This is a genomic window from Pseudomonas sp. HMSC065H01, assembly GCF_001815235.1.
Taxonomy (GTDB): Bacteria; Pseudomonadota; Gammaproteobacteria; order Pseudomonadales; family Pseudomonadaceae; genus Pseudomonas; species Pseudomonas aeruginosa.
The window spans coordinates 1-12,693 of record NZ_KV819935.1 but is presented as its reverse complement, the minus strand read 5'-3'; the positions used below and the strand labels follow the sequence as shown (position 1 = coordinate 12,693).

Here is a 12,693-nt window from a genome sequence, read left to right as displayed (position 1 = left end):
AGGGCCGGCCCAGCCCCAGAGCCCATACAGGAGATTGGCACGATGAGTACCCCGAAACGCCTGCACATCGGCATGTCGCTGGCCCCCACCTGGCTCAGCGGCGATGCCTGGCGGCGCCCCGACAGCAATATCGAAGGCATCTTCGGCAGCGATTTCGCCGTCGACATCGCCAGGCGCTCCGAAGCCGCCCACCTCGACTTCGTGTTTCGCCCGGACGTCAGCAGCCTGCCACTGGACGTGCTGGAGACCGGCTCCGGCTTCGCCAGCCTGGATCCCACCGTACTGCTTGCCGCGGTCGCCCGCGAAACCTCGCGGATCGGCCTGGTGTCGACGGTCTCCACCACGTTCTATCCGCCCTACGTGGTGGCCCGGCAGCTGCAATCGCTGCACTGGATCAGCAACGGCCGCGCCGGCTGGAACATCGTCACCGCGCTGCAGGGCCACGAGAACTTCGGCCTGGACGCGATGCCCGATGCGGAGCAGCGCTACGCGCGCGCCGCCGAGTTCACCCGGCTGGTGCACGACCTGTGGGACAGCTTCCCCCGCGAGGCACTCCTGGTCGACCGCGAGAGCGGCCGCTACGCCGACGTTTCCCGGGTGCACCCGGTCGACCACGACGGCGAATTCCTCAAGGTCAAGGGACCGCTCAACCTGCCGGCCTTCGGCGAGGCGCGGATTCCCCTGGTGCAGGCCGGCGCCTCCGAGAGCGGGCGCGACTTCGCCGCCTCGGTGGCCGACCTGGTGTTCGCGCCGACCCCGGACAAGGAGGCTGCCCTGGAACTGCGCCGCGACCTTTCCCGCCGCGCCGAACGCCACGGTCGCTCGCCGCGCGACGTGCGCCTGCTGCCGGGCTTCAGCCTGTACCTGGCGGAGAGCCGCGAGGAGGCGCGGGAAATCTTCATGCAGACCCACGCGCGCCTGGACCGCGCGCGCAAGTTCGCCACGATCAGGCAGATGCTCGGCCTCGACCTCAGCGACTGGCCGCTGGACCGGCCGATTTCCGCGGCCGACCTGCCGCCGCCGGTGGCCAACCCCGGCAGCCGCACCCACACCGACCTGCTGCGGCGCCTGATCGAGCGCGAGACGTTACGCCTGGACCAGTTGCTGCTGCGCCCCGAGGTGGTTTCCGCGGCGCACTGGCAGGTCATCGGTACGGTGGACGATGCCGTCGAGCAGATCGTCGACTGGGCCGCCGCCGGCGCCATGGACGGTTTCATCGCCGCGCCGGGAGGCTCGGTCGGCTCGCTGCGGCTGTTCCTCGAACAGGTGGTGCCGCGCCTGGTGGAAAAGGGGCTGTTCCGCGAGCGCTACAGCGCCACTACCTTCGCCGGGCACCTGGCAGAGGAATGATGGAAAGGGCCGGCGACGGCCGCGTCCTGGCGGCGATGGCGAGCGAGTGACCGCCTGCGGATTGGCCGCCTGACGGGCCCGCTGTATCGCAGCACGCCATCCGACCGGTGGGACGTGGTACAGGCGAGGGAGCCTCTGCCTTGGCGTAGATACCGTCGTACCCCGGGGATCATCCGGACAGGTCGCAGCCTGGGCAGCGCTGGCCGTCGGCAGGCCTGGCATTCTGCTGTTACAACCATCCATCCATTCCTGCGGAAACGAGTGAACTCAATCGCCCCGAGCGCTGTCTGTCAGCCGTCGGCCCAACCGGGCCGGGCGCATGGCCCTTGGCCATGCGGTAGCCCCGCCCCGGTCGCGCGCTTGTCCATAACAATTCGACTGGCCGGCTTTTTCGCTCCCCTTTGCGGGTTTCGTTCTCTCGCCATGTGAAGATTGCCATGTCCCTATCCCGTCGCATCCCCGCCGCTCTTTCCCCGTTCCAGAACCGCGTCATCGGAGCCTGCCTGCTCGGCGGCCTGCTGGCGGCCGGCGCCCCGGCGCAGGCCGAGGAGGCGACCGGCAACGCGCGCTGGGTGAGCGACAGCCTGACCACTTTCGTGCGCAGCGGCCCCACCGATGGCTATCGCATCGTCGGCACCCTCACCTCCGGGCAGAAGGTCGAGCTGCTTGGCACCCAGGGCAACTACAGCCAGGTGCGCGGCGAGAACGGCAGCACCGTGTGGATTCCCAGCCGCGACTTGCAGGAGGTTCCCGGCCAGGCCGAGCGCCTGCCGCAACTGGAACAGAAGGTGGCCGCCCTGACCGCCGAGCTGGACGGCATCAACGACACCTGGAAGACCCGCGTGCAGGGCATGCAGGAAACCCTCGACACGCGCAAGAAGCTGATCGACGAATTGCAGGCGGCGCGCAGCAACCTGGACGCCGAGCTCGGCAAGGCCCGCTCCGACCTGCGTGCGGTGCAGGCGCAACTGGGCGACGAGAACAAGCAGGTGCTGATGCGCTACATGGTCTACGGCGGCAGCATCGCCGGCGCCGGCCTGTTCGCCGGGCTGATCCTGCCGTCGCTGCTGAGGGTGCGGCGCAAGCGCAACGACAAGTGGTTCTGAGCCTCCGCCCGCGTCTCTGCGTTTCGTAAAGCAAGCCCCGCCGGCCGCGGGGCTGTGTCGCAAGCGCGACAAGGGCTGAAGCGTCAGCCGCCCGGCGAGACGATGATCTTCACGTTGTGCTCCTTGTTGTTCACCAACTCTTCGAAACCGCGCTCGACGATTTCTTCCAGGCCGATGCGACCGGTCACCAGCGGTGCGATGTCGAGGCGGCCGTCGGCTATGAAGGCGATCACGTCGGCGAACTCGCCGTTGTAGGCGAGGGCCCCGAGCAACTGCTTCTCGGTGGAAACCAGCTCGAAGAAATTGAATTCACTGGGCTCCTCGAAGATTCCCACAAGCACGCATTTGCCGGCCTTGCGGATGGCATCGATGGCCAGCTTGGCGGTGTGCTTGTTGCCGATGCATTCGAAGCTGACGTCGGCGCCAAGCCCGCCGGTGAGGGCGCGGATTTCGCCTAGGGCGTCGCACCGCGAGGGGTCGAGCACCTGGCTGGCGCCGACCTCCAGGGCCTTGGCCTTGCGCGCCGAGGACATCTCCAGGGCGATCACCTGTGCCGCGCCGGCGGCGCGCGCGCACATGATGGTGCTCAGGCCGATGGTGCCGGCGCCGACCACCACCACGTTCTGCCCGAGCAGGCTGCCGGCCTTCTTCACCGCGTGCATGCCCACCGCCAGCGGCTCGATCAGCGCGCCGGCCTCGCTGGGAAATCCGGCCGGCAGGGCGTAGAGCAGGTTGGCCGGTACGTTGACGTATTCGGCGAAGGCGCCGTTGTTCATCAGCCCGGTGAAGGCCAGGTTCTCGCAGATGTTGTACAGCCCATGCCGGCAGTAGTAGCAGGTGCCGCAATGCTGGCAGGCGTCTGCGGCGACCGCCTGGCCGACGGCGAAGCCGGTCACGCCGTTGCCGAGGCGGACGATTTCGCCGCTGAACTCGTGGCCGAGGATGCATTGATCCTTGAGGCCGGTGAGCGGGTGCGGCGCCTCCACGGGGATGAATACCGGGCCGGCCAGGTATTCGTGCAGGTCGGAGCCGCAGATGCCGCACCAGTGCACACGGATCTGCACCCAGCCGGGCGGCGGCTCGGCCGGGAGCGGCACGTCTTCCACGCGGATATCGTGGCGGCCGTGCCAGACGGCGGCGCGCATCGCCGCGTTGGCTTGCGGGGAACTGTTCATGTCGGTCGTCTCCTCAATGCTGGCGGAGGAAGTCGAGCAGCAGGCGGTTGACCTGCTCGGCGGCTTCCATCTGCACCATGTGCGCCTGTCCGGGAATGATCTCCACCTGGGCTGGCAGGCCCTCGGCATGCCGCGCCGGGATGATCGCGTCATCGCTGCCCCAGATCGCCAGGACCGGCTGGCGGCCCTCGCTCGCCACGGCACGCAGGTCGTTGCGCTGGCGACCGTCGGCGAACAGGTTGTCCAGCAACTGGCGCAGGGCCGCATCGACGCCTTCCAGGCGCTTGTAGCGGAGCATGTCCTCGAGCATCTGCCGGGTGACCAGCGCGGGGTCGGAGAACAACTGCACCAGTTGCGGCTTCAACGCGTTGCGGTTGGCCGCCTCGACGAAGCCGCGCAGGTAGTCGCCGTTGATCTCCTCGCCGAGGCCGGCGCTGCCGATCAGGCTCAGCGACAGCACCCGCTGCGGCGCCAGGCGCGCGCAGTTCAGCGCCACCGCTCCCCCCATGGAGTGACCGGCCAGGTGTACCTGTTCCAGGTCGAGGTGGTCGAGCAGGGCCAGCACGCTGCCGCTGAGTTCATCGAGGTCGCCGCGCACCAGGGCCTTGCCGGACTCGCCGTGGCCCGGCAGGTCTAGAGCGATCACCCGCCGCTCGGCGGCCAGCGCCTCGTGGTTGAACAACCAGTTGTTCAGGTCGCCACCGAAACCGTGGATCAGCAGTAGCGCCGGATCGCCCTCGCCGCGGTCGAAATAGCGCAGGAGGCGCCCGTCCAGCTCGACTTTCCGCGGTGCCGGTCCGCTATCCCCAGCGTCCTCGTCGGCGGGTACGAATTCGGCCTGGAAGCGTTGCACCAGTGCGTCGATCTCCTCGTCGCTCGCCTCGCCCTCGACCACCACGCCGAGCAGCGCGCCGACCGCCAGGGTCTCGTCCTCGCGCGCCACCTTGCGCCGCAGCACGCCCGAGAAGGGCGCCTCGACGCTGCTGGAGATCTTGTCGGTCTCCACGTCGAGCACCTCGTCGCCTTTCTCGATATGCGCGCCCTCTTCCTTGAGCCAGGCGTCCACCCGACCCTCGGTCATCGACAGGCCCCACTTGGGCATGGTCAGTGTATGGATCCGGCTCATGCCGCGTCCCTCCCTTCCAGGGCCTGGCGCACGGCTGCCTCGATCTTCGCCGCGTCGGGGATGTAGAGGTCTTCCAGGGCGTCGGAGAAAGGCACCGGCGTATGGGGCGCGGTGACCCGGCGGATCGGCGCGCGCAGCGCGGAGAAGGCCCGTTCGGCGACCAGCGCGGCGATGTCGGTGGCCATCGAGCAGCGTGGGTTGGCTTCGTCGACCACCACCAGGCGGCCGGTCTTTTCCACGCTTTCGAGAATGCTGTCCTCGTCCAGCGGGCTGGTGCTGCGCAGGTCCAGTACTTCGCAGGAGATGCCCTGGCGCGCCAGGCTGGCGGCGGCGTCCAGCGCCAGGTGGACCATGCGGCCGTAGGTCACCAGGGTGACGTCGTCGCCGTCGCGGAGGAAGTTCGCCTCGCCGAAGGGTACGCTGTACAGCTCCTCGGGTACCTCGCCCTGCATCGAATAGAGCAGCTTGTGCTCGCAGAAGATCACCGGGTCGTTGTCGCGGATCGCCTGGACCAGCAGGCCCTTGGCGTCGTAGGGCGACGACGGGCAGACCACCTTGAGGCCGGGGATGTGGGTCCATAGCGAAGTGAGCATCTGCGAATGCTGGGCGGCGGCGCGCAGGCCGGCGCCGACCATGGTACGGATCACCAGCGGGGTGACCGCCTTGCCGCCGAACATGTAGCGGAACTTGGCGGCCTGGTTGAGGATCTGGTCCAGGCAGCAACCGGCGAAGTCGACGAACATCAGTTCGCACACCGGGCGCATGCCGCGGGTGGCGGCGCCGACCGCGGCGCCGACATAGCCGATCTCTGACAACGGGGTATCCAGCACACGGCCGGGGAACTGGTGGTAGAGGCCCTTGGTGACCCCCAGCACGCCGCCCCAGGCGTCGTCCTCGCCGGGCGCGCCGGCGCCGCCGGCATTGTCTTCGCCCATGATGAAGACGCTCGGGTCGCGGCGCATTTCCTGGGCCAGCGCCTCGTTGATGGCCTGCTGGTAGCTGATCTTTCTCGCCATGATGGTTCTCCTCGTTCTTGTTTTCGGGCGGCTCAGGGATAGGACACGTAGACGTCGCGCAGCAGGTCGTCCGGCTCCGGCTTGGGATCGTTCTTCGCGCGCTGCACGGCATCCTCGATGCGCGCCTCGACCTCGGCGTCGATGGCGTCCAGGTCGCTGGCGGAGAGCAGGCCGGCGTGGCAGGTGCGTTCGCGGAACTGCTTGAGGCAGTCGCGGGTTTCCCGGTAGTGCTTTACTTCGTCGGGATCGCGGTAGGTCTGTGCGTCGCCCTCGAAGTGTCCGTAGTAGCGGGTCAGCTTGACTTCGATCAGCGACGGCCCCTCGCCGGCGCGGGCGCGCTCGATGGCGGCGCCGGCAGCCTCGTGGACGGCGAAGAAGTCGAAGCCGTCGACGGTCACCCCGGGCATGCCGAAACCGGCGGCGCGGTCGGCGATGTGGTCGCAGGCCACCGACCAGTTGGCCGCGGTGGCCTCGGCATAGCCGTTGTTCTCGGCGACGAACAGGCACGGCAGGTTCCACACCGCTGCCAGGTTCATCGCCTCGAACACCGCGCCTTCGTTGGAGCCGCCATCGCCGAAGAAGGCCACCGCCACCGCATCGCTGCCTTTCAGCTTGGCCGCCAGCGCGGCGCCGGCGGCCAGCGGCGCGCCGGCGCCGACGATTCCGTTGGCGCCGAGCATGCCTTTCTCCAGGTCGGCGATATGCATGGAGCCGCCCTTGCCCTGGCAGACCCCGGTCTTCTTGCCATAGATTTCCGCCATCATGCCGTGCACGTCTACGCCCTTGGCGATGCAGTGGCCGTGGCCGCGATGGGTGGAGGCGATGCAGTCGTCGTCGCGCAGGTGCGCCATCACGCCGGCGGCGGAGGCTTCCTCGCCGGCGTAGAGGTGGACGAAGCCGGGTATCTCGCCCGTGGCGAACTCGACGTGCAGGCGTTCCTCGAAGGCGCGGATGGTGCGCATCACGCGGTAGGCATGGAGCAGTTGGTCGGTGCTCAGAGTGGACATCTTGTTGTTCTCCAGGTTGTCTTCACGGGGTCATCGGGGTTCGCTGGCCGGCCAGCAGGCGATGGCGGGCGGCGTAGGCGAGGGTGGCCGGCACATCGACGCTGAACGGGCCGGAAGGGTCGAGGGTGATGCTCGGGCGGTCGGTGGCGCTGAACTCGATCTCGCGCTCTCCGTCCAGCGCCAGGGTCCCGCTGGACAGGCTCGGCGCGTGGGCCACGCCGGGTTGCAGGTAGCCGGCGGCAGAGACCCCGCAGCCCACCAGCAGGCCCGGCGCCAGCGGCACCAGCAGGCTCTCGCGGGCGTCCGGATGCAGGCGCATCCAGGCGCCGTGGGGCTCCTCGCGGCTCACCGGCGACCACAGTCCGCAAAGCGCCGAAAGGCCGATGGCGTGGGGTTCGGCGAAGCTGACGAAGACTTCGGCGAGGTCTTCGGCGCGACTGATGGCGCGGGCGCCGATGAACGGCTGCGGCGACACCGCGACGTCCACCAGCGCCCACTCGCAGAGCCCGCGGCGCGGCTCGCGCACCAGCAGGCGCTTGTTGCGTCGCAGGCCGATCTCCGGCGGCACCCGGTTGCTGGCGCAGAGGCCGCCGGCGAGCCCCGCGCCGGTGGCTTCGCGCAGCTCCGGGAAGGCGTTGTTGGTCCCGGTGGACAGCGCCAGCAGGGGGACGTCGCCGACCTCGGCGGCCACTGCCTTGTGCGTGCCGTCGCCGCCGAGCACGGCGATCAGCGCCACGCCGCGCTCGACCATGCGCCGCGCCGCCAGGCGGGTATCCTCGACGCTCTGGCGCAGCGGCATGTCGAGGAACTCCAGGAACGGCCAGTGGCCGTCGCGGGCCTGGCGGGTCTGGCTGGCCCGGAGCACGGCGGCGGCGATGCCGGTCATGTCCGGCGGCAGCAACGCATGGCGGATGCCGGTGGCGCCGAAGGCGGCGAGCAGGCGTTGCACCACCGATGCCTTGTCGGTGCTGGAGTGCAGCCCGGCATGGGCGGTGAGGCGACGCAGGTCGCGACCGGAGGCCGGGTTGGCGATGATGCCGACGATCGGCGAGGGCGGGGTCATAGCGAGAATCCGCCGTCGACGGCGATGGCCTGGCCGGTGACGTGCGGCGCGCAGGCCAGGTAGACGACGAGCTGGCCCATGTCTTCGACGGTCTGCGCCTCGCCCTGGGGCAGCAGGCTGGCCTGGTGGCGTTCCCAGGACTGCGCCTCGCTTTCGCCGGCCTGCCGCCAGCGGCCCGACAAGCCGTCCTCGCCGCGCCACATTCCGGTGCCGACGATTCCCGGGCAGAGCGCGTTGACCGTCACCCCGTCGCGCGCGACCTCCTTGGCCAGGGCATTGCTGAAACCGATCACGGCAAACTTCGAGGCACAGTAGTGGGCGAGGTCGGGGAGACCGACCTTGCCGGCGATCGATGACAGGTTGACGATCCGCCCCCAGCGCTGCGCCTGCATCAGCGGCAGTTCGGCCTGGCAGCAGAGGAACACGCCGCGGGCGTTGACGTTCATCACCCGGTCCCAGTCGGCGAGGCTGAGTTCGGCGACCTTGCGGATGCTGATCACCCCGGCATTGTTCACCGCCACGTCGAGCCGGCCGAACTCCGTGGCGACCCGCTCGACCATCGCCCGGACGCTGTCGCCGTCGCTGACGTCGACCCCAAGGGCCAGGCTGCGGCGACCGAGGCTGCGGATCGCGGCGGCGGTTTCCTCGGCGACCTGCGGATCGAGGTCGGCCACCGCCACGTCGGCGCCGGCGCGCGCCAGGGCGAGGGCGATGCCCCGGCCGATGCCGCGTCCGGCGCCGGTCACCAGCGCGACCCGGGAAGACAGGGAGAAATCGTCGGACGACGTAGCGTGCATGCTTCACCTCTGATTGTTCTTGTAGGTGTATGCGGCAGGGCGTTGGGAGGAGCGGACAGTCCGCCCTGCCGTCGCCGTGGCTGGAGCAAGGCCGATGCCAGGTTGCGGCGTGGCGGCCGGAAGGCCCGTCGTAGAGCGCCGGCATGGGAAGGCCGGCGACCGCCGGGGCGACGTCCGGCGAGACAACCCATGTCATCGCGCACGGGTTCCCGGCGAGACGCTGAGACGCTCCGTCTCAGTCGTCGGCTGTGGCGGCCCGGCGCTTGTCGAGGGTCGCCGATGGGCGCTTAATGGGCGGCACAACAACAAGATGCCGAGCAACGGAGGCCCCATGCTTTCCGCACACTCGAAGGACCATGTGGACTGTGTCAGCCGTGTCCTGAGGAACGCCGCGCGCCTGCCGCAGGCGCCGGTGCCGACGCCGATCCTCGACTCCTGGCGCCGCTCCATGGAGCAGCACCGTCTCGACCCGGGGTCCCTGCAAGGGCCGCGGATTCTCTCGCAGACCCTCCTCGACGAATGTCGCGAGCGTTCCGAACTGTTCCTGCGCATCGCCAGCGAAGAGGTGGCGCGACTGCATGGACGGGTGCGCGATGCCGACTACTGCGTACTGCTCACCGATGCCCAGGGGCGGACCATCGACTACCGTGTCGAGTCGATCATCCGCAACGACTGCCGCAAGGCCGGGCTGTACCTCGGCACCTGCTGGTCGGAAGGCGAGGAGGGCACCTGCGGGGTGGCCGCCGTACTCACCGACAGGACTGCGGTGACGGTGCACAAGCGCGATCACTTCCGCGCCGCCTTCATCGACCTGACCTGTTCCGCGGCGCCGGTCTTCGATCCGCAGGGCGAGTTGCTCGGTGTGCTCGACGTTTCCGCCGTGCAATCGCCGGACGACCGCCGCAGCCAGCATCTGATCCGGCAGATGGTGGCGCAGAGCGCGCGGGAGATCGAGAACGCCTTCTTCATGCACAGCGCCCAGGGCCATTGGGTGCTGCGCGCGCACCGTGCGCCGGGCTACGTCGACAGCCAGCCGGACTACCTGTTCGCCTGGGACGCCGATGGGCGCCTGCTGGCGTTGAACCCGGCGGCGCGGCACTACCTGCGGCAGCGCCTGGGGCAGGTGCCGAGCCACATCGGCGAGGTGTTCGACCTCGACGCCCTGCACGCCGCCGCCGACCAGGCGCCGTGCCTGCTGCGCGGCCAGGCCGGCGAGCTGCACGTGCGTCTCAGCGCGCCGCGGGCCAAGGCGCGGCGGCTGGAGCGCGAGGTGCCCGACGACGCTGCGCTCGACCCGCGCATCGCCGAAAGCCTGCGCCTGGCGGTGCGGGTCAAGGACCGCAACCTGCCGGTGCTGATCCAGGGCGAGACCGGTGCCGGCAAGGAGGTTTTCGCCCGCCAGTTGCACCAGGCCAGCGCCCGTCGCGACAAACCCTTCGTCGCGCTCAACTGCGCGGCGATTCCCGAAAGCCTGATCGAGAGCGAGCTGTTCGGCTACGTTGGCGGAGCCTTTACCGGCGCGGCGGCGAAAGGGATGCGCGGCCTGCTGCAGCAGGCCGATGGCGGTACCCTGTTCCTCGACGAGATCGGTGACATGCCGCTGGGCCTGCAGACCCGCCTGCTGCGCGTGCTGGCCGAGGGCGAGGTGGCGCCGCTGGGGGCTGCGCGCCGGCAGGCTGTGGATATCCAGGTGATCTGCGCCACCCACCGCGACCTGGCGGCGCTGGTGGCGGCCGGCGGCTTCCGCGAGGATCTCTACTTCCGCCTCGGCGGCGCCCGCTTCGAACTGCCGCCGCTACGCGAACGCAGCGACCGGCTGGCGCTGATCCGGCGCATCCTCGACGAGGAAACCGCGCACTGCGGCGTACGCATCGAACTCGGCGAGGCAGCCCTGGAATGCCTGCTCGGCTATCGCTGGCCGGGCAATGTCCGCCAGTTGCGGCATGTGTTGCGCTACGCCTGCGCGCTGTGCGGCGGCGCCACCCTGCAACTCGCCGACCTTCCGGCAGAGCTGCGTGGCGAAGGCCGGACACCGGCCAGTGCGTGCGAGAGCGGCGGCGGTCCGGAGCGCGACGCCCTGCTCGACGCCCTCGTGCGGCATCGCTGGAAACCCATGGCCGCGGCGCGGGAACTGGGTATCTCGCGAGCGACCCTGTATCGGCGGGTGCGCCGGCATGGCATCCGCATGCCGGGCCAGGCGGACGACTGAGGTGCGCCGGCGGCCGGCGCAGTCGTCAAGCGCGGAAAATCAAAACCAGCCTTGAGCCTTGCCCCGTTAATGCCGGTGGGCTTTCCCTGTAGCGTTCCGGGCAGCGGCGCAACCCGTTCGGTCGCGCCCCGCCAGGAGCCTACGGAGGAAACCCATGCCCGCCCCGCACCAGCCAGCCCGCAATCCGACCGGGGAGTTCGACCCATGCCGCTAGCCCTGCTGCTCGCCATGGGCGCGTTCTCCCTGAGCCTGTCGATTTCCCCCGGTCCGGTGAACCTGACCATCGTCGCTTCCGGCGCCAACCATGGTTTCCGCCGGACCCTGCCGTTCGTCACCGGCGCCACCCTCGGCTTCGTCCTGCTGCTGGCCTTCGTCGGCTTCTGGTTCGTCCGCGCGATCGAGGCCTACCCGCGCTTCTTCGACTACCTGGGGATGGCCGGCGCGGCGTTCATCGCTCATGTGGGCTACCGCATCGCCACCGCGGATCCACGCCTGGCCCTGGAGGAAAACGGGGTCCCCGGGTTCTTCCAGGGCGTGCTCCTGCAATGGCTCAATCCCAAGGCCTGGATCGCCTGCGCTTCCGGCGTGGCCTTGTTCGCCAGCCCGAGCACGCACGCGCCGCTGCTGGTCTTCATGGCCATCTACCTGGTGGTCTGCTACCTCTCGCTGGCCGCCTGGGCACTGCTCGGTGACCGCGTGGCGCTGCTGCTCGACAGCCCCCGGCGGGTGCGCCTGTTCAATCGGGCGATGGGCGGCACCCTGGTGCTGACCGCTGGCTACATGCTCTACCTGCAGCTCGCCGCTAGCCCGGATTGAAGGCCTCGTAGAGGCGATTGATGAGGGTATAGGCGATGCTGCTGGCGGGTACGTTGGGCGGCCACACCGCATACACCTTCAACGGCTCCAGGCGCCATTCCGGCAGCACCGCGCGCAACTCGCCGCGGCGGATCGGCTCGTCGCTCAGGTAGGTCGGCGGCGCGGCCAGGCCGACGCCGAGGCGGGCCAGGCGGCAGGAGGCTTCGACGCTGTCGACGCGCACCCGCGGGGTGTAGTCGACGCGTACCTCCTCGTCGTCCCGCGCATGACGGAATAGCCGGCTGTCGGGGCGCATGCCGAGCCCGATCCATTCCAGCCGCTGCAGGTCGCGCGGGTGTTCCAGCGGCGCGTGCCGGGCCAGGAATGCCGGTGCCGCCACTACCTGGCGCGGCAGCAGGAACAGGTGACGGGCCTTCAGCGAGCTGTCCGGCAGGTCGCCGATGCGGAAGGCGATGTCGATGCCGTCGCCGATGATGTCGTGGCGGCTGTCGTCGCAGGCGATGCCGAGGTCGAGGTCGGGATGCTCCTCGATGAAGGCTGCCAGGTGACGGGTGAAGTCGCCGTTGACGAACACCGCGGGCATCGAGATGCGCAGGCTGTTGCGGGTCGAGACGGCGCGCTGGCGGAACTCGATGAAGCCCTTCTCGTAGAGTTCCAGCATGGAGCGGGCGGTGTCCAGCAACTGCGTGCCGTCCTGGGTCAGCGACAGCTTGCGGCTGTTGCGGTAGAGCAGCGCACGGCCCAGGTTCCGTTCCAGCCTGGACAGGTGCAGGCTGGCGGTCGCGGCGCTCAGGCCCAGCGCCTCGGCGCCGCCGGAGACGGAGCCGGTCTCGGCGATCTTGGCGAATACGATCAGGTAGCGGATGTCGTCGATCATGCGGTCTCTCGTCGCGGGGGCTGGGTGCATCCTGCGCGATGGCGGCCAGCCGGACAAGCGCGAGAGGTAGAGAGCGGCGGCGCTTCCCGGGCTTTTCAGCGCAGGCTCCAGAAACCCAGGCGACCGAGGCTGGCCGCCAGTCGCAGGCGCG

Annotated in this window: 11 protein-coding genes; 4 read left to right on the top strand and 7 right to left on the bottom strand. The window is 69.5% G+C overall.

Annotation, left to right across the window (positions count from 1 at the left end):
- Positions 1-42: 42 nt before the first annotated feature.
- The gene (locus tag HMPREF3014_RS29170; RefSeq protein WP_003104777.1) at positions 43-1,350 is read left to right on the top strand and encodes an NtaA/DmoA family FMN-dependent monooxygenase; all 1,308 of its coding nucleotides are present in this window, start codon (positions 43-45) and stop codon (positions 1,348-1,350) included.
- A gap of 437 nt (positions 1,351-1,787) precedes the next feature.
- Complete coding sequence (locus HMPREF3014_RS29165; protein ID WP_003104779.1) at positions 1,788-2,456, top strand: TIGR04211 family SH3 domain-containing protein; 669 nt, start codon at positions 1,788-1,790, stop codon at positions 2,454-2,456.
- A gap of 83 nt (positions 2,457-2,539) precedes the next feature.
- Here HMPREF3014_RS29165 and HMPREF3014_RS29160 read toward each other — a convergent pair whose 3' ends face one another.
- From HMPREF3014_RS29160 to HMPREF3014_RS29135, 6 genes are read right to left on the bottom strand one after another with little or no spacing between them, the layout of a single operon-like run.
- Positions 2,540-3,601 (bottom strand): 2,3-butanediol dehydrogenase, encoded by a 1,062-nt coding sequence (locus HMPREF3014_RS29160; RefSeq protein ID WP_003104781.1) that lies wholly within the window; start codon positions 3,599-3,601, stop codon positions 2,540-2,542.
- Between the two features lie 43 nt (positions 3,602-3,644).
- Positions 3,645-4,757 carry an acetoin dehydrogenase dihydrolipoyllysine-residue acetyltransferase subunit gene (locus tag HMPREF3014_RS29155; protein ID WP_003093511.1) on the bottom strand — a complete coding sequence of 371 codons (1,113 nt, stop codon included), beginning with the start codon at positions 4,755-4,757 and terminating at the stop codon, positions 3,645-3,647.
- Positions 4,754-5,773: an alpha-ketoacid dehydrogenase subunit beta gene (locus tag HMPREF3014_RS29150; RefSeq protein WP_003104786.1), complete on the bottom strand. Its 1,020-nt coding sequence runs from the start codon at positions 5,771-5,773 to the stop codon at positions 4,754-4,756. The genes HMPREF3014_RS29155 and HMPREF3014_RS29150 overlap by 4 nt, the downstream gene beginning before the upstream one ends.
- Positions 5,774-5,805: 32 nt before the next feature.
- The gene (locus HMPREF3014_RS29145) at positions 5,806-6,780 is read right to left on the bottom strand and encodes a thiamine pyrophosphate-dependent dehydrogenase E1 component subunit alpha (RefSeq protein ID WP_003093507.1); all 975 of its coding nucleotides are present in this window, start codon (positions 6,778-6,780) and stop codon (positions 5,806-5,808) included.
- A gap of 22 nt (positions 6,781-6,802) precedes the next feature.
- Positions 6,803-7,843: an ATP-NAD kinase family protein gene (locus HMPREF3014_RS29140; RefSeq protein ID WP_003112999.1), complete on the bottom strand. Its 1,041-nt coding sequence runs from the start codon at positions 7,841-7,843 to the stop codon at positions 6,803-6,805.
- A complete protein-coding gene (locus tag HMPREF3014_RS29135) occupies positions 7,840-8,640 on the bottom strand; it encodes an SDR family NAD(P)-dependent oxidoreductase (RefSeq protein WP_003104791.1) in 801 nt (266 codons plus the stop codon). Before HMPREF3014_RS29135 ends, HMPREF3014_RS29140 begins: the two co-directional genes overlap by 4 nt.
- Positions 8,641-8,971: 331 nt before the next feature.
- On the opposite strand from HMPREF3014_RS29135, the gene HMPREF3014_RS29130 reads away from it, so the two are divergent.
- On the top strand, positions 8,972-10,849 hold the full coding sequence (locus HMPREF3014_RS29130; RefSeq protein ID WP_023086947.1) for a sigma-54-dependent Fis family transcriptional regulator: 1,878 nt from the start codon (positions 8,972-8,974) through the stop codon (positions 10,847-10,849).
- A gap of 204 nt (positions 10,850-11,053) precedes the next feature.
- On the top strand, positions 11,054-11,665 hold the full coding sequence (locus HMPREF3014_RS29125; RefSeq protein WP_003104796.1) for a LysE family translocator: 612 nt from the start codon (positions 11,054-11,056) through the stop codon (positions 11,663-11,665).
- On the opposite strand, the gene HMPREF3014_RS29120 is transcribed toward HMPREF3014_RS29125, so the two are convergent.
- Complete coding sequence (locus HMPREF3014_RS29120) at positions 11,652-12,542, bottom strand: LysR family transcriptional regulator (RefSeq protein ID WP_003093500.1); 891 nt, start codon at positions 12,540-12,542, stop codon at positions 11,652-11,654. The genes HMPREF3014_RS29125 and HMPREF3014_RS29120 overlap by 14 nt on opposite strands.
- Positions 12,543-12,693 lie beyond the last annotated feature (151 nt).